The following is a 17,121-nucleotide window of genomic DNA, read 5'->3' as shown; positions in this document are numbered from 1 at the left end:
GCATCATGATCCACCACATCAAGCAGCCCGCGCAGCTCGCCGCGGGCGATCTCGAAGACTGGGGTCCGGTGAAGGAGCCCGTCGGCGATCTTATCGCCCAGCTGCGCGGCAAGGCCGGCACGCGGCAAGGCGAGCCGGATTACGGCATCTGGGAATGCTCGCCCGGCCGCTGGCGCCGGCAGGTCAAGGAGGCCGAGTTCACCCACTTCCTCGCCGGTCGTTGCACCTTCACCGCCGACGACGGCCAGCGCATCGAGATCGCGGCCGGCGACACGCTCTACTTCCCGGCCATGAGCATGGGCATCTGGGACATCCACGAGACCGTGCGCAAGGTCTACATCCTGCTCAAATAGCCGCGCGGCTTCGTCGGCAATCTGCCGCCGCTCATCGCCAGAACGCGGCTCAGCGTGGTGAGGTCGTGGCCGCTCTCCGCCGACCAGTGGTTGAGCGCCGCCTGAATCTGCACCAGCGCCTTCTTGCCGGATGAGGGTCGTTCCAAGACTCCTTCCCGGACCAGCGCCGCCAGCACGTCGGGCGAATTGATGAAGGCGGGCTTGCCGATCGCGCGCAGGAAGCGCGCCGCATTCTCGAAGCCGAAGCCGACGCCGCGCTGGCGGATGATGGCGATGAGATCGATCACGCTCTGGTCCGGCCAGGGCGCGAAGAAGCGCGCGGCGCTGCCATGCTCGGCGGCGAGGTCGAGCACGAAGCGGGCGTTCTTCGGCACGCCCATGATCTTCTGCGGGCTGCGGATGATGCAGCGGTCGCGCATCAGGGCATCGAGCTGCTCATCGTTCAGGAAGGCGCAGGCATGGGGGTCGAACCCGCCGAACGCCGTCTCGAAGCCCGGCCATTTGCCGTCGATGATGTGCCAGCCGAAGCCGCCGGCAAAGACCGTGCGGGTCATCGCCGCCAGCACGCGGTCGTCGCCGAGCCTGGCTACGGCGCGCGGCGGGCGCGGTTTGGTTTCGGCGAGCAGCTTGTTCAGCGCGGCGCGGCCGCCTTTGCGGGCAGCGGCGAGGTCGAAAATCTGTTTGAAAGGACGAAGCTTCAATCGCAAGACTCGATTTGATTGCACGGCAATCACACGCATAGACTAGTCCCTCCCCCGTTTTCGGGGGAGGGTTGGGGAGGGGGTGCCCCAGACTCGCTGCGGGGGATATGCATGAAGCAGCACGAACCTTTCCAAATCAGAACCGGACCGGCCACACGAGACCTAGCTTGACGTCTGCGCAAGGATATGACCGAGGCCGAGAAGCACCTCTGGTACCGCATCCGCCGCCGCCAGATTTCCGAGCATCAGTTCCGTAAGCAGGTCGAACTCAAATCATACGTCGTTGATTTCTGCTGCCTGAAGGAACGCCTCGTGATTGAACTCGACGGCGGCCAGCATGCGGAGATCACTGAGTGTGAGTTGAAGCGCCGGGCATGGCTCGAAGCGAACGGCTACCGCGTGCTCCGGTTCTAGAACAACGAAGTGTTCGACAACCTGGACGGCGTGCTCGAGACGATCGTGCGTGCCCTGAAGGCGCCGAAGATCGAGCTCTGAGGTTTCGCAGGGCCGAGTCTGCGGCACCCCCTTCCCAACCCTCCCCCGAAGACGGGGGAGGGAGATTCTTATCCGGCCTCATGCGCGGGCACGACGAAGCCGGCCATCACCTTCTTGCGGCCGGCCTTGTCGAAGTCGATTTCCAGCTTGTCGCCCTCGGCGCTGACCACGGCGCCGTAGCCGAATTTCTGGTGAAACACCTTGGCGCCGCTCGCATAGCGGCCCGGACTTTCGGCGGCGACCACGGCCGTGGCTTCGATGGTCGGTGGCGCCCGCCGCGCCGTGCGCTGCATGTAGGAGGCGCCGCTCCAGCGGCCCTCCGAGAGTCCGGTGTTGAACATCCGGCTCTGGCCGCGGTGGAAGGTCTGATCCTCGCGGCGCTCGATGTTCTCCGGCGGCAGCTCTGCGAGAAAGCGCGAGGGCAAGGCGTTCTGCCACTGATTATGGACCCGGCGGTTGGCGGCAAAGCTCACGTAGGCGATCTTGCGCGCCCGCGTCAGGCCGACATAGGCGAGCCGCCGCTCCTCCTCCAGCCCTTTGAGGCCGTTCTCGTCGAGGGTGCGCTGCGAGGGAAACAGTCCCTCCTCCCAGCCCGGCAGGAAGACGATGTCGAACTCCAGCCCCTTGGCGCCGTGCAGGGTCATGATCGTGAGCTGGTCGCGATCGCCCGCCTCGACATTCTCCATCACCAGCGAGACATGCTCGAGGAAGCCGCCGAGATTCTCGAACTCCTCCATCGCGTGGATGAGCTCTTTCAGGTTCTCCAGCCGGCCGGGCGCCTCGATCGACTTGTCCTGCTTCCACATCTCGGTATAGCCGGATTCGTCGAGCACGATCTCAGCCAGCTCGCCGTGGTCCATGGTCTCGGCGAGACCGCGCCAGCGCGCGAGGTCCTGCATCAGCCCGAAGAGCGACCGGCGCGCCGCGGGCTTCAGCTCGTCGGTCTCGACGATGCGGCGCGCGGCTTCCGTGATCGAGATGTTCTGCGCGCGGGCAAGGTCGTGCAGCCGGCGCACCGTGCTGTCGCCGATGCCGCGGCGCGGGGTGTTGACGATGCGCTCGAAGGCGAGGCCGTCATCCGGCTGGTTGACGATGCGCAGATAGGCCAGCGCGTCGCGGATCTCCAGCCGCTCATAGAAGCGGGGGCCGCCGATCACCCGATAGGGAATCCCGAGGGTGATGAAGCGTTCCTCGAACTCGCGGGTCTGGAAGCCGGCGCGGACCAGGATCGCGACCTCGCGCAGGCTGTGCCCCTTGCGCTGCAGCGCCTCGATCTCCTCGCCGATCTGGCGCGCCTCCTCCTCGCCGTCCCAGGCGGAAGTCAGGCGCACCTTCTCGCCCTCGGCCCGCTCGGTCCAGAGCGTCTTGCCGAGCCGGCCGGCATTCTTGGCGATGAGGCCGGAAGCCGCCGCGAGGATATGCGGGGTCGAGCGGTAATTCTGCTCGAGCCGGATCACCTTCGCGCCGGGGAAATCCTGCTCGAACTTCAGGATGTTCTCGACCTCTGCGCCGCGCCAGCCGTAGACCGACTGGTCGTCGTCGCCCACCACGCAGAGATTGCGATGGCCCTGCGCCAGGAGCCGCAGCCAGAGATACTGCGCGACGTTGGTGTCCTGGTATTCGTCCACCAGGATGTATTTGAACTGCTGCTGGTACTTCTGCAGCACCTCGGGGTGCTTCTGGAACAGCTCGATATTGTGCAGCAGCAGGTCGCCGAAATCGCAGGCATTCAAGGTCGCGAGCCGCGCCTGGTAGTCGCGGTAGATGTCGAGGATGCGGCCCGACGCCGCCTCGGCCTGCTCGGCCCGCGTCACCCGCTCCGGGGTCAAGCCACGGTCCTTCCAGCGCTCGATGATGCCGAGCACCACGCGCGAGGGCCATTTCTGCGCGTCGAGGTTCTCCGCCTGGATCAGCTGCTTGATGAGGCGCAGCTGGTCGTCGGTGTCGAGGATGGTGAAGTTGGATTTCAGCCCGACTTGCTCGGCATGTATCCTGAGGATCCGCGCGGCGAGCGAATGGAAGGTGCCGAGCCACCAGCCCTCGACCGGGCGGCCGAGGATGCCGGAGATGCGGCCCTTCATCTCGTTCGCCGCCTTGTTGGTGAAGGTGACGGCGAGAATCTGGCTCGGCCAGGCTTGCCGGGTCAGAAGAATATGCGCGAGCCGGGTCGTCAACACCCGGGTCTTGCCGGTGCCGGCGCCGGAGAGGACCAGTACCGGACCCTCGGTGGTCAGCACGGCGTCGCGCTGCGGCGCGTTGAGGCCGGCCAGATAGGGTGCCGATAAATCGCTGGATTCGTTCATCGCTGGGTCGTTCATATCGGCCTTATAGCAGCGCCGGGGGAGCGCCTCAAACGACAAGGAACGGTGCGGCTTTTCGCGGCTTGATTCGGGCCATGTTGCCCGTCCCGCAGACCACCGAACCCATGGAATCGAAAGCGGTCGCCGAGCTCCCCTCCGGCGAGGGCTGGCAATACGAGCCGAAATGGGACGGCTTCCGCTGCCTGGTCTTCCGCGACGGCAAGAAGGTCTGCCTGCGTTCGCGCAACCAGCGCCTGTTGAACCGCTACTTCCCCGAGCTGGTCGATGGCTTCGCCGCGCTGCCGGTCAAGCGCTTCGTGCTCGACGGCGAGATCATCCTGATCATCGACGGGCATTCCTCCTTCGAGGACCTGCAGATGCGCCTGCACCCGGCGGCGAGCCGGGTGCAGAAACTGGCCAAGGCGACCCCGGCGAGCTTCGTCGCCTTCGACATGCTGGTCGATCCCGAGAACCACGATCTCCGATCGCAACCTTTGAAGAGGCGGCGTGCCGAATTGGAAGGCTTCGCCGAGCGGATCGGGAAGCAGAGGTTCTTGCAGCTCTCTCCCGCGGCGCGTTCGTTGAAGACCGCGAAGGACTGGCTGAAGAAGATCGGCCACGGCCTCGACGGCATCGTCGCCAAGCAGCTCGACGAGAGCTACCACCCCGGCCAACGGGTGATGTTGAAATACAAGCTCTGGAAGACGGTGGATGGCGTGGTCGCCGGGCTTTATCTCGATGACAACAAGGCCGTCGAATACCTGCTCCTCGGCCTCTATGACGAGGACGGCCTGCTGCACTATGTCGGCCGGGTGAAGCCGAAGGAATCCGAGAAGGAGATCCGCAAGATCCTGAAGCCGGCGATGCAAGGCGAAGGCTTCACCGGCCGCGCGCCCGGCGGCAAGAGCCGCTGGTCGAATCAAGAGCGCAGCTATATCCCGCTGAAGGCCAAGCTGGTGGTCGAGGTCAGCGCCGATCATATCACCGGCGGGCATATGCGGCATGGCTGTCGCTTCCTGCGCTGGCGGCCGGACAAGAAGCCCAGGTCCTGCCATATGGAGCAGATCGAACCGCCGAACCTGACACGGCGCCGCATGGCCTCGGCTTGACAGCAAAAGCGCGCATCGGCTCTACTTTGGCTCCCTCCGGCATCGCGAAATTCCGATATTTCGAGCAATGAAATGCGGCCTGCCGCGGGGCTGGGCGCGAACAAAAAAGACCGGTGTCAGGGGTAGGGTTAAGATGGCCAAGAAGATCGAACGCATTTCCCTGGGCTCGATGAGCCCGGGCACGGAACGCCATCTCCTGGTGCACCGCTACGGCAAGATCGGCGCCCGGCCCAAGGCCTATCTCCAGGCCTCGATCCATGCCGACGAGATCCCGGCGATGATGGCGGCGCATCACCTCATTCGCCTGCTCGACGAGGCCGAGAAACGCGGCGAGATCACCGGCGAGATCGTGGTGGTCCCGGTCGCCAATCCGATCGGCCTGGCGCAGAACGTCGCCGGCACGCATATCGGCCGCTCCGAGCTCCGTGGCGGCGGCAACTTCAACCGCAACTGGCCCGACATGTTCGAAGGCCTGACCGAGGCGGTGGAATCCAAGCTCGGCAGCGACGCCGAGCGCAACGTCGCGGTCATACGCGAAGCCATGGGCCGGCGGCTTGCCAACATGCGGGCCGAGGCCGAGTTCTCGCGGCTGCGGCTCGAGCTCTATCGCCTGGCCTTCGACGCCGACATCATCCTCGACATGCATTGCGACGACGAGGCGCTGATGCATATCTACACCACCAACGACTACTGGCCGAGTGCCAAGGACCTGGCGGCCGAGACCGGTTCGCGCGCGGTGTTCCTGGCGACCGATTCCGGCGGGCAGAGCTTCGAGGAGCAGATCTACCTCGCCTTCCACAAGCTGCGGGTCGCCTTCGGCGACAAGTTCCCGATCCCGATCGCGGTCTTGACCTCGACCATCGAGTTCCGCGGCCAGTTCGACGTGTTCGACGACCTCGGCGCCCATGACGGTAAGGCGCTGTACCGCTTCCTGCAGCGCCGCAAGATCGTCGCCGGCGATCCCGGGCCGATGCCGACTTTGCTCTGCGAAGGCACGCCCCTGGACGGCGCCGACTACATGCGGGCGCCGAAGGCCGGGATCCTGGCCTATCACGTGAAGCTCGGCGACATGGTGCGCAAGGGCGATCTCATCGCCGAGATCATCGATCCCCTGGCCGAGGACCAGTCGAAGGCCCGCACCGAGATGCGCTCGGTCGCCGACGGCCTCGTGGTCTCACGCTGCTCGAAGAAGCTGGTGGCGCCCGGCGAAGGCATCACCATGATCGCCGGCAAGGAAAGCCTCGCGCATCGCAAGGGCGCGCTGCTGTCGGATTGATTCATGGGCGACTCACCAGCCGTCAGCATGAAGGAGGTCGCCGACGTCTTGCGTCGTATTGCGGCTAGAGACGTTGAAGCCTTTGTCCTAGGCGGACCAATTGAACCGGGTGACTGCGGGGCTGTTGTTATTTTCGCAGATGGTTTCGAGATCTCCATCTACGTCGACGTGGGCGATCTGGACTACGTCGAATGGGCGAAGGCACCGGATGGACGCCGTTCGGGGTTCGACGATTGGACTCCCAAACCGCAGCCTGGAGACGGCAGGTTTGAGGACTGGGAGCTGGCTGCGATGCGCCCAGAGCTGCAGCTTGTCGGACCATTAGACCTTCTGTCAGAGAAGGAGCAGCAGGCACTTCAGAAAGTGGGCGACGGACTCTGGAAGTATTCCGGGTAGCTCTACGCCTTCTCTCGGAGGAGTTGCGATGTGTCACTTCCCCTGCGCCAGATACGCATCTTTCACCGTCTGCCCCAGCAGGCGGAACTCCTTCTCGCGCGCGGAGGTCTTGCGCCAGATCAGGCCGATGCGGCGGCCCGGCTTGCCGCCGGCGAAGGGGCGCGCCACCAGTTCCGAGCCTTTCAAGAGCTTCGCCTGCAGCGCCATCTCCGGCAGCAGCGTCACGCCCAATCCGTTGGCCGCCATCTCGACCAGCGTGTGCAGGCTGGTGGCGGTGACGTCGGTGCCGGCGGGCCGGCGCCCGAGGTGGCAGGCATCGAGCGCATGGTCGCGCAGGCAATGGCCGTCGGTCAGCAGCAGCAGCGGCGCCTGCTGGATGTCGGCGGTCGTGAGCTTGCTCTTCTCGGCCAGGGGATCATCCCTGCGGCAGACCAGCTCGAACGGGTCATCGAACAGCACCATCGCCTCGGTCTCGCCGGTCTCGACCGGCAGGGCCAGAAGCACGCAATCCAGCGCACCGGCATGGAGGTCGTCGACCAGCCGCTGGGTCATGTCCTCGGCGAGATAGAGCTTCAGCTTCGGATGCACCTTGCGCAGCTTCGGCAGAACCTTCGGCAGCAGGAAGGGACTGACGGTCGGGATCACGCCGAGGCGCAGGGCGCCCGAGAGCGGCTCCTTGGCGGCGGCCGCCAGCTCAGCCAGCTCCTGGGCCTCGCGCAGCACGATGCGCGCCCGCGAGGCGATGTCGCGGCCGAGCGCGGTGAACACCACCGAGCGGTTGCTGCGCTCGACCAGGCTGGCCCCGAGCAGGGTCTCCAGCTCCTGCAGCCCGGCGCTCAAGGTCGATTGCGAGACGAAGCAGGCGGCGGCGGCGCGGCCAAAATGCTTGTGCTCGTCCAGTGCGGTCAGGTAGCGCAACTGTTTCAGGGTGGGGAGGAACATCATCTATCCAATCGATCAATTGACTACAATATAATCAATGGGAACGATGATGCAAAGGACCCGCACGGGCAGGCCTCCCCTCCGCCCGCGGCGCCCATTGACTGTTTGGAACAAATCAGGCACATTACCCGGTGTACAAGGGCGGCAATGGACCGCATCCGCCTGCATGTACAGTGCATGTACAGAATCGAGCATCTGCGGCCCTCTAGATTTTTTTTCACTGAGATTCAGGTACTTAGCTTCGTCCTCGCCCTGGGCTCGTCCATGCAGCTGCCCCCGGCGGCCCTCTGCTTTTCGGGCTGGCACCATGGCGGCCTCGAGCCAAGCTGCTATAGTCGCCGCCGACCAGAAGGGGCATGAGCCCCGCACCTTCCAACCACCAGACGAGGCCATCATCATGTCAGCCAATGCCAGCTTGCATCAGCGGCGCGGCGCCGCCGTGCCGCGCGGCGTCGGGAACGCCTTCGCGGTCTATGCGAAGTCGGCCAACAATTCGGAGATCGTCGACGAAGAGGGCAAGAAATACATCGACTTCGCCGGCGGCATCGCGGTCGTCAACACCGGCCATTGCCACCCGAAGGTGATCGCCGCGGTGAAGGCGCAGGTCGAGCAGCTGACCCATGCCTGCTTCCAGGTGACGCCCTACGAGCCCTATATCCGCCTCGCGGAACGGATCAACAAGATGGTCCCCGGCAACACGCCGAAGAAGACCATCTTCCTCACCACCGGTGCGGAAGCCGTCGAGAACGCGGTGAAGATCGCCCGCGCCTATACCAAGCGCGCCGGCGTGATCGCCTTCTCCGGCGCCTTCCACGGCCGCACCCTGATGGGCATGGCGCTGACCGGCAAGTACGCGCCCTACAAGATCGGCTTCGGCCCCTTCCCGACCGACATCTATCACGTGCCCTTCCCCGATCCGGCGCTGAAGGACGGCGGTGCCGCCGCGCTGAAACACCTGGAGACGATCTTCAAGGCCGATATCGGCCCGGACAACGTCGCCGCCATCATCATCGAGCCGGTGCAGGGCGAAGGCGGCTTCAACATCGTCCCGTTCGAGTTCATGAAGGCGCTGCGCGATATCTGCACCAAGCACGGGATCGTCTTCATCGTCGATGAGATTCAGTCGGGCTTCGCGCGCACCGGCAAGATGTTCGCGGTCGAGCATTCCGGCATCGAACCCGACCTCGTCACCATGGCGAAGTCGATGGCCGGCGGATTCCCGATCTCGGCGGTCTGCGGCAAGGCCGAGATCATGGACGCGCCGGCGCCGGGCGGTCTCGGCGGCACCTATGCCGGCTCGCCGATCGGCTGCGCCGCGGCCAACGCCGTCATCGACGTGATGGAAGAAGAGAACCTGGTCGAGCGCGCCAATGTGATCGGCAAGCGCATGCTGGAGCGCCTGAACGACATGAAGCGCAAGAACAGCTTCGGCAACCGGATCGGCGATATCCGGGGCCTCGGCGCCATGGTCGCCTGCGACATGGTGAAGGCGGACGGTTCGCCGGACGCCGACCTCACCAAGGCGGTGGTGGCGAAGGCGGCGGAAAACGGCCTGGTGCTGCTCTCCTGCGGCGTCAACGCCAACGTGCTGCGCTTCCTGATGCCGCTCACCATCCCGGAGAAGCAGCTGGAAGCCGGCTTCGACATCCTGGAGAAGACCATCGGCCAGGCGATCGAGGCTTCGGCCAAGGTGGCTTGAGCGCTATTTCACGTCATCGCCGGGCCCCGCAGACGAATGTCCGCATTCGCGGACGGGGCCGGCGATCTTTCTCCGACGGCACCAGATGCCCGGATCAAGCCCGGGCATGACGGAACCTTAGAAACAAAAACGGCCGCGACTCTTGTCGCGGCCGTTTCGATTCCGATGTCGCTAAGGCTTAGTTGACCAGCGACTTGTTCTTCAGGATGCCCATCAGCGCGCCGATGTCGCCATTGTGCTGCGACAGGACCGAGGTGAACTCCTGGCGGTGGGTATCGGAGAGGCTCAGGCCCTCGACCCGGATGTCGGCGATCAACGGCGCCGCGCCGTTGTTGCTGATTTCCCAATCGACCCGGGCGCCGGCATCCTCGCTGCCCTCGGCGACCGCGGTGAAGACGATGGCGCGGGCGCCCTCGTCGCGGACCCGCTTCACCTCGAGCTTCTGGCCCTTATAGGCCTTGAAGCGCTGGCCATAGACCGAGGCGATGTAGTTGGTGAACTGCCCGACGAAGGCTTCCTGCTGCTCGGGCGTGATCTTCTTCCAATAGGCACCGAGCACATGCCTGGCCATGCCGGGCATGTCGAAATACTTGAGCAGGATCGGCTTCAGCGCCGCAGCGCGCGCCGGATCGGTCGGGTCCGATTTGGCGAGTGTGGTGATGGCCTCATCCGCAACCTGGTTGACGAAGGCCGAGAGATCGGTGGCCGCCAGGGCCGGGGTGGTCAGCAGGGCGGCCGCACCGGTCAGAATGGTGGCCGCGCTCAGGAGAAGGGTGCGTCGGTTCTGCATGGTGGTTATCAGTTCGCTTCGCTCACTTGGGGCACGCCGTCGGTCTGGGTCGTGGTCGGCGTGAGCATGACGGTCGGCGCATCCTCGCCGTCCGCCGGGATGTCGTTGGTGATGCCAGAGAGCATGTCGTCCGGATCCTCGCCGTTGCGGATCGCATCGTTGCGATGCTGGCGATAGAGGCTGCGGATGGTGGCGTAGAAGTCGACCGAGCCCTTCTGCAGCTCTTCGATCGCCTGCATGTTGCGGGCGCGGGTGTCCAGACCCTCGAGGCCGCCACGGACGGTGTTGATCCAGCCGACGTTGTAGATGTAGCCGACCCAGGTGAGCGGATCCAAGGCGTAGTCCACGATCTTGCCGGCGAGATCGCGCGGGTTCGACGGACCGAGCACAGGCAGCATCAGGTAGGGGCCTTCGCCGCTGCCGTAGTGGCCGAGCGTCTGGCCGAAATCCTCGTCGTGATACTTGATGCCGAACATGTCGGCGACGTCGATCAGGCCGGCGACGCCGAGGGTGCTGTTGATCAGGAAGCGCGAGCTGGTGTCGCCGGCCCGGTCGAAGCTGCCCTGGAAGACGTCGTTGGCGAGAATGGTCGGCGAGTGCAGGTTCCTGACCACATTGCGGACGCTGTCCTGCGCGAACTGCGGCAATGCCGTGTGGTAGTAGCCGGCGAAGGGCTTCACGATGACTTCGTCGAGGAAGTGGTTCACCTCGAAGAAGTAGCGGTTCATCGGCTCGAGCGGGTCATTGGCCTCGTTATAGGCCTGGACCGCCGCCTCGTCGCTCGGATCCGGCTCGCTCGCGCAACCGCCGATCGCCAGCGCCATGGAAAGAGTCCCGGCTGCCAGCAACACCCGTCCGAATTTCAGCTCGAAATGCATGGATCCCCTAGTCCCTAGTAATGCCAATCTCGCCGCCCTGGTCTCAACGGGCCACCAGACCGCTTATTCCTCATCCCTAGTGCGGCCTTCCGCACCAACGGTTCAAATCTCACCCGATCAGCGCCCGACCGAGCCGGGTACCTGAGTCATCTTTACATCAAGACATTAACCAAGGGTAACGGATTGAGTCTGTGACCCCCAACACGCATCAGGCTGGAATCCGCTCCCTTTGATCGCCAACCCATTGGCCTGACGTGACTACCACAGGACCCGTTCGAAGACTAGGCGACTCATGGCGAGTCTGTGGCATCACCGAGGATAGACTGTTGCAGAAATGCCGCAGGGCCTACATTCCCGGCGGCATTTCACCGGGGAAATGGTTTAAAGCGTCGTCTCGGCGTAGTGGCAGGCGACCAGCCGGTCATCGACCGGGCGCAGCTCCGGCCGCTCCCGGGCGCAGCGCTCGGTGGCGAAGGGGCAGCGGCGGTGGAAGGCGCAGCCGGGCGGCGGGTCGATCGGCGAGGGGAGCTCGCCCTTCACGGTCATGCGCTTGGAGCGGGCATTGGGATCGACCGACGGAGTCGCGGCCAGCAGGACCTGGGTATAGGGGTGCCGGGCCCGGGTGAAGACGGTCTGCTTGCTGCCCTGCTCCACCGGGCGCCCCAGATACATCACCATCACGTCATCGGCGATGTGCCGGACCACGGAGAGGTCGTGGGAGATGAACATGTAGGCGAGGTTGAGCTCGGCCTGCAGGTCCATCAGCAGGTTGAGGACCTGGGCCCGGATCGAGACGTCGAGCGCCGAGACCGGCTCGTCGGCGACCACGATCTTCGGCTTCAGCATCAACGCCCGGGCGATGGCGATTCGCTGGCGCTGGCCGCCGGAGAACATGTGCGGGTAGCGGCTGTAATGCTCGGGCCGCAAGCCCACATGGGCCAGCATCGCCTGGGCCTGCTCGCGGCGCTGGGCGGCGTTCAAGCTGGTGTTGATCTCCAGCGGCTCTTCCAGGATCTGGCCGATCTGCTTGCGGGGATTGAGCGAGCCGTAGGGATCCTGGAACACCATCTGCACCTTTGGGCGCAGCGCCTTCAGGGTCGAATCGGAAGCGGTCGCCACCTCGGTGCCGTCGACGGTCAGGCTGCCGCTGGTCGGCTTCTCGATCATGGTGATCATGCGGGCGAGGGTCGACTTGCCGCAGCCGGACTCGCCGACCACCGCGAGGGTGCGCCCGGCCTCAAGCGCGAAGCTGGTGCCGGCAACAGCCTTCAGGGTGGCATGGCCGCGGAACACGCCGCGCGAGACGCTGTAATGGCGGTGGAGGTCGTGGGCCTCGAGGACCGTGCTTCCATTTTCGCTCATAGGCCGAGCCCCTTGGGCTTGGCGCCTTCGACTGGAGGCATGGCCTCCGGTCCGCCGTTGATGCTCCAGCGCGGATCGGGATGGTTGGTCGGGCGGCCGTCCACCAGCGGATAGTGGCAGCGCGCCAGCACGCCGGCCCTTCCGTCCAGAATGGGCCCGGCGAGCGCCGGCTGCTCGGCGCGGCAGCGGTCGGTGGCGAAGCTGCAGCGCGGGTTGAAGACGCAGCCGGTCGGCCGGTCGGCGATGCCTGGCACCATGCCGGGGATGGTGGCGAGCCGGCGCTGGTCGTGGCTGCGCTCGGGCAAGGCCTCGAGCAAAGCGGCGGTGTAGGGGTGGCGCGGATTCTCGAACAGCTGCGCGGCCGGCTGGATCTCCACCTGCTGGCTGGCATACATGACGATGACCCGCTCGGCGGTCTCGGCGACCACGCCCATGTCATGGGTGATGAGCGCCATCGCCATGTGGCGCTGCTTCTGCAGATCGACCAGGAGGTCGAGGATCTGCGCCTGGATAGTGACGTCGAGGGCGGTGGTGGGCTCGTCGGCGATCAGCAGCTTCGGATTGCAGGCGATCGCCATGGCGATCATCACGCGCTGGCTCATGCCGCCGGAGAGCTGGTGCGGGAAGGCGGAGAGCCGGGTTTCCGGCGCCGGGATGCCGACCTGCGCCAAGAGCTCGATCGTGCGATCGCGGCGCTGCCGCCGCGAGCCGCCTTCATGCGCCGCCAGCGCCTCCATGATCTGGAAGCCGACGGTGAAGCAGGGATTGAGGCTGGTCATCGGCTCCTGGAAGATCATGGCGATGTCCTTGCCGATGATCTTGCGCCGGGCGCGGGGAGAGAGGCCCAGCAGGTCGGTGCCTTCGAAGCTCATCCGGTCGGCGATGACCTTGCCGGGATAGGGAATGAGACCCATGACCGCGAGCATGGTGACGCTCTTGCCGGAGCCGGATTCGCCGACCACGCCCAGCAGCTCGCCCTTCTCGATGGTGAGGTCGATGCCGTCCACCGCGCGGAACGGGCCGCGATGGGTCTGGAACTCGACCGAGAGGTTGCGGATCTCGAGCAATGCCATTCGCCCGGCCCTCAGCGCTTCAGCTTCGGGTCGAGCGCATCGCGCAGCCCGTCGCCGAGGAGATTGAAGGCCAGCACCGTCACCAGGATCGCGAGGCCGGGGAAGGTCACCACCCACCAGGCGCTGTCGATGTATTGCCGCGCGTCCGCCAGCATGGTGCCCCATTCCGGCGTCGGCGGCTGCGCGCCCAAGCCGAGGAAGCCCAATGCCGCCGCATCCAGCACCGCCGAGGAAATGCCGAGGGTCGATTGCACGATCAGGGGCGCCAGGCAGTTCGGCAGCACGGTCTTGAACATCAGCCGAAGGGTGCCGGCGCCGGAGACCCTGGAGGCCACGACATAATCCTTGGTGAGCTCGGTCATCACCGCGGCGCGGGTCAGGCGCGCATAGTGCGGAATGTTGGTGATGGCGACGGCGATCATCGCGTTGGTCAGGCCGGTGCCGAGCAGGACGACGATGACGATCGCCAAGAGGAGGCTGGGCAGCGCCAGGATGATGTCCATCAGCCGCATGATCAGGGTGTCGACGGTGCCGCGGTAGAAGCCGGAAACGAGACCGAACAGCACGCCCAAGGTCAGCGACAGGGTGACGACGATGAGGCCGATCATCAGCGAATACTGCGCGCCGTAGATGATGCGCGAGAGCATGTCGCGGCCGATGCCGTCGGTGCCGAGGATATAGGTCCAGCTGCCGCCCTCCGCCCAGACCGGCGGCGTCAGGGCGATGTCGACGTTCTGCGTGGTATAGTCGTGGGGCGCCAGGACCGGCGCCAGGATCGCGCAGAGCACCATCAGCAGGATGATGATCAGCGCCGCCATGGCGCCGCGGTTCGACTTCAGCGACAGCCAGACTTCGCGGCCCGGCGTCATCACCGGCGCCGGCTTGGCGGCGACCACCCCGGCGGTGTTGGTCACGTTGCTCATCGGCGCCCCCGGATCCGCGGGTTGAGCAGGCCGTAAATGAGATCGACCGAGAGGTTGACCAGGATGACGAAGCCGGCGATCAGCAGCACGCCACCCTGCACGGAGGGATAGTCGCGCTGGTAGATCGAGTTCACCAGCCATGAGCCGACGCCCGGCCAGGAGAAGATGTTCTCGGTCAGGATCGCACCGGCCATCAGGGTCCCGACCTGCAGCCCGATCACGGTCACCACCGGGATCAGCGCGTTCCTGAGCGCGTGGATGCCGATGACGCGGAAGCCGGAAAGGCCCTTGGCGCGCGCGGTGCGGACGTAATCCTCGCCCAGGACCTCGAGCATGGCCGAGCGGGTCATGCGCGCGATCACCGCCAGCGGGATGGTGCCGAGCACGATGGTTGGCAGGATGAGGTGGCTCAGCGCCGAGCGGAAGGCACCTTCCTGGTCGGACATCAGGGAGTCCCAGAGCATGAGGCCGGTGCCCTCGTCGAAATAATAGTCGAGGTCGATCCGGCCCGAGACCGGCGTCCAGTCGAGCTTCAGCGAGAACAGCAGGATCAGCAGCAGGCCCCACCAGAAGATCGGCATCGAATAGCCGGTCAAGGCAGCGCCCATGATCGTATGGTCGTAGATCGAGCCGCGGCGCTGCGCGGCCAGCACGCCGGCCGGAATGCCGATCACGATCGCGAAGACCATGGCGCACAGGGCGAGTTCGAGGGTCGCCGGGAACAGTGCGAAGAAGTCGCTCAGCACGCTGTTCTTGCTCTGGATCGACTTCCCGAAGTCGCCCTGCAGCACATTCCAGACGTAGTCGATGAATTGGACCGGCAGCGGCTTGCCGAGGCCCATCTGGTCCAGCAGTTCCTGGTGCCGCACCGGATCGATCACCTTTTCCCCGAGCAGCATCTGCAGCGGATCGCCGGGGATGGCGTGGATCAGCACGAAGGTCAGCAGCGCCGCCCCGAGGAAGGTCGGGATGATCAGCAGCAGGCGTTGGATGACGAAACGGATCATGAGGCAATCGGCAGGCTCAAAAAACGCGCACCGGCGGAGGGGTCGCCTCCGCCGGTGCTGTCGGTTTCGACAAGCGCGGCTTACTTCAAGCCGACGTTCTCGAAGTTGTGGATGCCGAGCGGATCGATGACGTAGCCGTCAACTTTCTTGCTCATCGGCATGAAGGTCAGCGAATGCACGATCGGCACGATCGGCGCCTCGTCGTGCATCAGCTGCTGGGCCTTCTTGTAGAGCTCGGTCCGCTTCGCCTGGTCCGAGGTCTCCTTGGCCTGCTTCAGCAGCGCATCGTACTCGTTGTTGCACCACTTCTCATTGTTCTGGCCCGGAGGATTGCCGGTCCCGCCGCAGCCATGGAAGTAGAGGAAGTTGTCCGGATCGCCGATGTCGGCGCCCCAGCCGATCTGGCCCAAGGGGGCCTCGCCGGCATGCATGCGCTTCAGGTATTCGGCCCAGTCATAGGTGACCAGATTCGCCTTGATGCCGACCTTGGCGAGGTCGGCCTGCATCAGCTCACCCATCTTCTTGCCGTCGAGATTGTAGGGACGGGAAACCGGCTGATACCAGAGGTCAACCGAGAGATCCTTGACACCCTGGCTCTCCAGCATCTCCTTGGCCTTGGCCGGATCATAGGGGTACGGCTGGACGTCGTCGTTGTAGCCCCAGATGGTCGGCGGCAGCGCATTCTTCGCCACCTTGGCGCCGCCCAGGAAGACCGCCTTCACGATCGCTTCCTTGTTGAAGGTCATGTTGATCGCCTGGCGGACGATCTTGTTGTCCCAGGGCTTCATCTTGTTGTTCATGATGAAGTAGGCGACGTTCGGGCCTTCCGACTCCTCGACGGTGAGCATCGGGTTCGCCCGGAGCAGCGCGAGATCGGCCGGCGCCGGATACGGGTAGATATCACACTCGCCCGCCATCAGCTTGGCCATGCGGGTCTTCGGATCCTTGGTGATCGCGAAGACCAGGTTGTCGACCTTCTGCTTGCCGCGCCAGTAGTCCGGGTTGGCCTTGTAGCGGATCACCGCGTCCTTTTCATAGGCGACGAAGGTGAAGGGACCGGTGCCCACGGGCATCTGGTCGATCTGGTCCTTCTTGCCATCCTTCTCGAGCGCGTCGGCATATTCCTTGGACAGGATCGACGCCCATTCCATGCCGAGCTCGGCGACGAACGGCGCTTCCGGGTTGTTGAGCGTGATCTTGACCGTGTGGTCGTCGACCTTCTCAACCGACTTCATGATGTCGCCCATGCCCATGCCCTCGAAGTAGGCATAGGTGCCGCCGCTGACGCCATGGTAGGAGTTGTTCTTGTCCAGCATGCGGTTGAAGCTGAACACCACGTCGTCGGCGTTGAACTCGCGGGTCGGCTTGAAATACTTGGTGGCGCCGAACTTCACGCCCTTGCGCAGATGGAAGGTATAGACCTTGCCGTCGTCGCTGACTTCCCAGCTCTCGGCCAGCGAGGCGACGGGATCGGTGGTGCCGAACTTGGTCTCGATCAGGCGGTTGAAGATCGGACGCACGGCGTCGAGCGTGGTGCCGGCGTCGAACAGCTGCGGACCGAAACCTTCCGGGCTGCCTTCCGAGCAGTAGCGGAGAGTCGAGGCCGCTTGCGCCGACGCGGCGACGCCCATCATCAGAGCAAGCGCCGCGGTGGCGGTGATAAGCCGAACTTTCATTTGAGTCTCCCTCACGTGTTGTCCCGGGGAGCCGTTATGGATTGGTTCTTTTGGCCCGTCCCCGTTGCTGCGGAACGTAGGCCTGTTCCCGGAAGGGTGTCAATTCCAAGCTTGATCTTGTTCATGTTTCTCGGGGGTTTG

The 17,121-nt window shown here is 64.9% G+C and carries 16 protein-coding genes; 6 read left to right on the top strand and 10 right to left on the bottom strand.

Features of this window, described 5'->3' with window-relative positions; translation table 11 throughout:
- Positions 1–5: 5 nt before the first annotated feature.
- A complete protein-coding gene (locus ACYQ4T_RS03560; protein ID WP_459850900.1) occupies positions 6–353 on the top strand; it encodes a cupin domain-containing protein in 348 nt (115 codons plus the stop codon).
- On the opposite strand, the gene ACYQ4T_RS03555 is transcribed toward ACYQ4T_RS03560, so the two are convergent.
- Complete coding sequence (locus ACYQ4T_RS03555; RefSeq protein ID WP_459850899.1) at positions 335–1,054, bottom strand: DNA-3-methyladenine glycosylase I; 720 nt, start codon at positions 1,052–1,054, stop codon at positions 335–337. The two genes, ACYQ4T_RS03560 and ACYQ4T_RS03555, sit on opposite strands and share 19 nt — an antisense overlap.
- Positions 1,055–1,228: 174 nt before the next feature.
- Here ACYQ4T_RS03555 and ACYQ4T_RS03550 point away from each other — a divergent pair, with 174 nt between their 5' ends.
- Positions 1,229–1,468, top strand: coding sequence for an endonuclease domain-containing protein (locus ACYQ4T_RS03550; protein WP_459852028.1), 240 nt, complete (start codon positions 1,229–1,231; stop codon positions 1,466–1,468).
- A 149-nt stretch (positions 1,469–1,617) separates the two neighbouring features.
- Here ACYQ4T_RS03550 and ACYQ4T_RS03545 read toward each other — a convergent pair whose 3' ends face one another.
- Positions 1,618–3,852 (bottom strand): ATP-dependent helicase, encoded by a 2,235-nt coding sequence (locus tag ACYQ4T_RS03545; protein WP_459850898.1) that lies wholly within the window; start codon positions 3,850–3,852, stop codon positions 1,618–1,620.
- Between the two features lie 92 nt (positions 3,853–3,944).
- On the opposite strand from ACYQ4T_RS03545, the gene ACYQ4T_RS03540 reads away from it, so the two are divergent.
- The 3 genes from ACYQ4T_RS03540 (at position 3,945) to ACYQ4T_RS03530 (ending at position 6,630) form a co-directional block, all read left to right on the top strand.
- Entirely contained in the window at positions 3,945–4,958 is a 1,014-nt protein-coding gene (locus tag ACYQ4T_RS03540; RefSeq protein WP_459850897.1) for an ATP-dependent DNA ligase, read from the top strand.
- Between the two features lie 133 nt (positions 4,959–5,091).
- The gene (locus ACYQ4T_RS03535; RefSeq protein WP_459850896.1) at positions 5,092–6,234 is read left to right on the top strand and encodes a succinylglutamate desuccinylase/aspartoacylase family protein; all 1,143 of its coding nucleotides are present in this window, start codon (positions 5,092–5,094) and stop codon (positions 6,232–6,234) included.
- Positions 6,235–6,237: 3 nt separating this feature from the next.
- Positions 6,238–6,630 carry a DUF7693 family protein gene (locus ACYQ4T_RS03530; RefSeq protein ID WP_459850895.1) on the top strand — a complete coding sequence of 131 codons (393 nt, stop codon included), beginning with the start codon at positions 6,238–6,240 and terminating at the stop codon, positions 6,628–6,630.
- Between the two features lie 33 nt (positions 6,631–6,663).
- Here ACYQ4T_RS03530 and ACYQ4T_RS03525 read toward each other — a convergent pair whose 3' ends face one another.
- A complete protein-coding gene (locus ACYQ4T_RS03525; RefSeq protein ID WP_459850894.1) occupies positions 6,664–7,575 on the bottom strand; it encodes a hydrogen peroxide-inducible genes activator in 912 nt (303 codons plus the stop codon).
- Positions 7,576–7,969: 394 nt separating this feature from the next.
- Here ACYQ4T_RS03525 and gabT point away from each other — a divergent pair, with 394 nt between their 5' ends.
- A complete protein-coding gene (gabT, locus tag ACYQ4T_RS03520) occupies positions 7,970–9,271 on the top strand; it encodes a 4-aminobutyrate--2-oxoglutarate transaminase (protein ID WP_459850893.1) in 1,302 nt (433 codons plus the stop codon).
- Between the two features lie 178 nt (positions 9,272–9,449).
- Here gabT and ACYQ4T_RS03515 read toward each other — a convergent pair whose 3' ends face one another.
- From ACYQ4T_RS03515 to ACYQ4T_RS03485, 7 genes are all read right to left on the bottom strand, one after another.
- Positions 9,450–10,061, bottom strand: coding sequence for an MlaC/ttg2D family ABC transporter substrate-binding protein (locus tag ACYQ4T_RS03515; RefSeq protein WP_459850892.1), 612 nt, complete (start codon positions 10,059–10,061; stop codon positions 9,450–9,452).
- Positions 10,062–10,069: 8 nt separating this feature from the next.
- Positions 10,070–10,939 (bottom strand): MlaA family lipoprotein, encoded by an 870-nt coding sequence (locus tag ACYQ4T_RS03510; protein WP_459850891.1) that lies wholly within the window; start codon positions 10,937–10,939, stop codon positions 10,070–10,072.
- 381 nt (positions 10,940–11,320) lie between these two features.
- Positions 11,321–12,301, bottom strand: a complete 981-nt coding sequence (locus ACYQ4T_RS03505; protein ID WP_459850890.1) for a peptide ABC transporter ATP-binding protein — start codon at positions 12,299–12,301, stop codon at positions 11,321–11,323.
- Positions 12,298–13,374: an ABC transporter ATP-binding protein gene (locus ACYQ4T_RS03500; RefSeq protein WP_459850889.1), complete on the bottom strand. Its 1,077-nt coding sequence runs from the start codon at positions 13,372–13,374 to the stop codon at positions 12,298–12,300. Before ACYQ4T_RS03500 ends, ACYQ4T_RS03505 begins: the two co-directional genes overlap by 4 nt.
- Positions 13,375–13,385: 11 nt before the next feature.
- Complete coding sequence (locus tag ACYQ4T_RS03495) at positions 13,386–14,297, bottom strand: ABC transporter permease subunit (RefSeq protein WP_459850888.1); 912 nt, start codon at positions 14,295–14,297, stop codon at positions 13,386–13,388.
- Entirely contained in the window at positions 14,294–15,304 is a 1,011-nt protein-coding gene (locus ACYQ4T_RS03490) for an ABC transporter permease subunit (protein ID WP_459850887.1), read from the bottom strand. The genes ACYQ4T_RS03495 and ACYQ4T_RS03490 overlap by 4 nt, the downstream gene beginning before the upstream one ends.
- 80 nt (positions 15,305–15,384) lie before the next feature.
- A complete protein-coding gene (locus tag ACYQ4T_RS03485; protein ID WP_459850886.1) occupies positions 15,385–16,980 on the bottom strand; it encodes an ABC transporter substrate-binding protein in 1,596 nt (531 codons plus the stop codon).
- Positions 16,981–17,121: the final 141 nt, after the last annotated feature.

The sequence above is a fragment of the Dongia sp. agr-C8 genome (genome assembly GCF_054658695.1).
Note: the sequence above shows the minus strand (reverse complement) of the source record. Positions and strands in the feature narration are given on the sequence as shown.

What these genes read in the sequence shown, in the direction of transcription:
- ACYQ4T_RS03485 (WP_459850886.1), bottom strand. Translation starts at nt 16,980, where the DNA reads ATGAAAGTTCGGCTTATCACCGCCACCGCGGCGCTTGCTCTGATGATG.
- ACYQ4T_RS03505 (WP_459850890.1), bottom strand. Translation starts at nt 12,301, where the DNA reads ATGAGCGAAAATGGAAGCACGGTCCTCGAGGCCCACGACCTCCACCGC.
- ACYQ4T_RS03535 (WP_459850896.1), top strand. Translation starts at nt 5,092, where the DNA reads ATGGCCAAGAAGATCGAACGCATTTCCCTGGGCTCGATGAGCCCGGGC.
- ACYQ4T_RS03495 (WP_459850888.1), bottom strand. Translation starts at nt 14,297, where the DNA reads ATGAGCAACGTGACCAACACCGCCGGGGTGGTCGCCGCCAAGCCGGCG.
- ACYQ4T_RS03510 (WP_459850891.1), bottom strand. Translation starts at nt 10,939, where the DNA reads ATGCATTTCGAGCTGAAATTCGGACGGGTGTTGCTGGCAGCCGGGACT.
- gabT (WP_459850893.1), top strand. Translation starts at nt 7,970, where the DNA reads ATGTCAGCCAATGCCAGCTTGCATCAGCGGCGCGGCGCCGCCGTGCCG.
- ACYQ4T_RS03500 (WP_459850889.1), bottom strand. Translation starts at nt 13,374, where the DNA reads ATGGCATTGCTCGAGATCCGCAACCTCTCGGTCGAGTTCCAGACCCAT.
- ACYQ4T_RS03515 (WP_459850892.1), bottom strand. Translation starts at nt 10,061, where the DNA reads ATGCAGAACCGACGCACCCTTCTCCTGAGCGCGGCCACCATTCTGACC.
- ACYQ4T_RS03490 (WP_459850887.1), bottom strand. Translation starts at nt 15,304, where the DNA reads ATGATCCGTTTCGTCATCCAACGCCTGCTGCTGATCATCCCGACCTTC.
- ACYQ4T_RS03530 (WP_459850895.1), top strand. Translation starts at nt 6,238, where the DNA reads ATGGGCGACTCACCAGCCGTCAGCATGAAGGAGGTCGCCGACGTCTTG.
- ACYQ4T_RS03540 (WP_459850897.1), top strand. Translation starts at nt 3,945, where the DNA reads ATGTTGCCCGTCCCGCAGACCACCGAACCCATGGAATCGAAAGCGGTC.
- ACYQ4T_RS03545 (WP_459850898.1), bottom strand. Translation starts at nt 3,852, where the DNA reads ATGAACGAATCCAGCGATTTATCGGCACCCTATCTGGCCGGCCTCAAC.
- ACYQ4T_RS03560 (WP_459850900.1), top strand. Translation starts at nt 6, where the DNA reads ATGATCCACCACATCAAGCAGCCCGCGCAGCTCGCCGCGGGCGATCTC.
- ACYQ4T_RS03525 (WP_459850894.1), bottom strand. Translation starts at nt 7,575, where the DNA reads ATGATGTTCCTCCCCACCCTGAAACAGTTGCGCTACCTGACCGCACTG.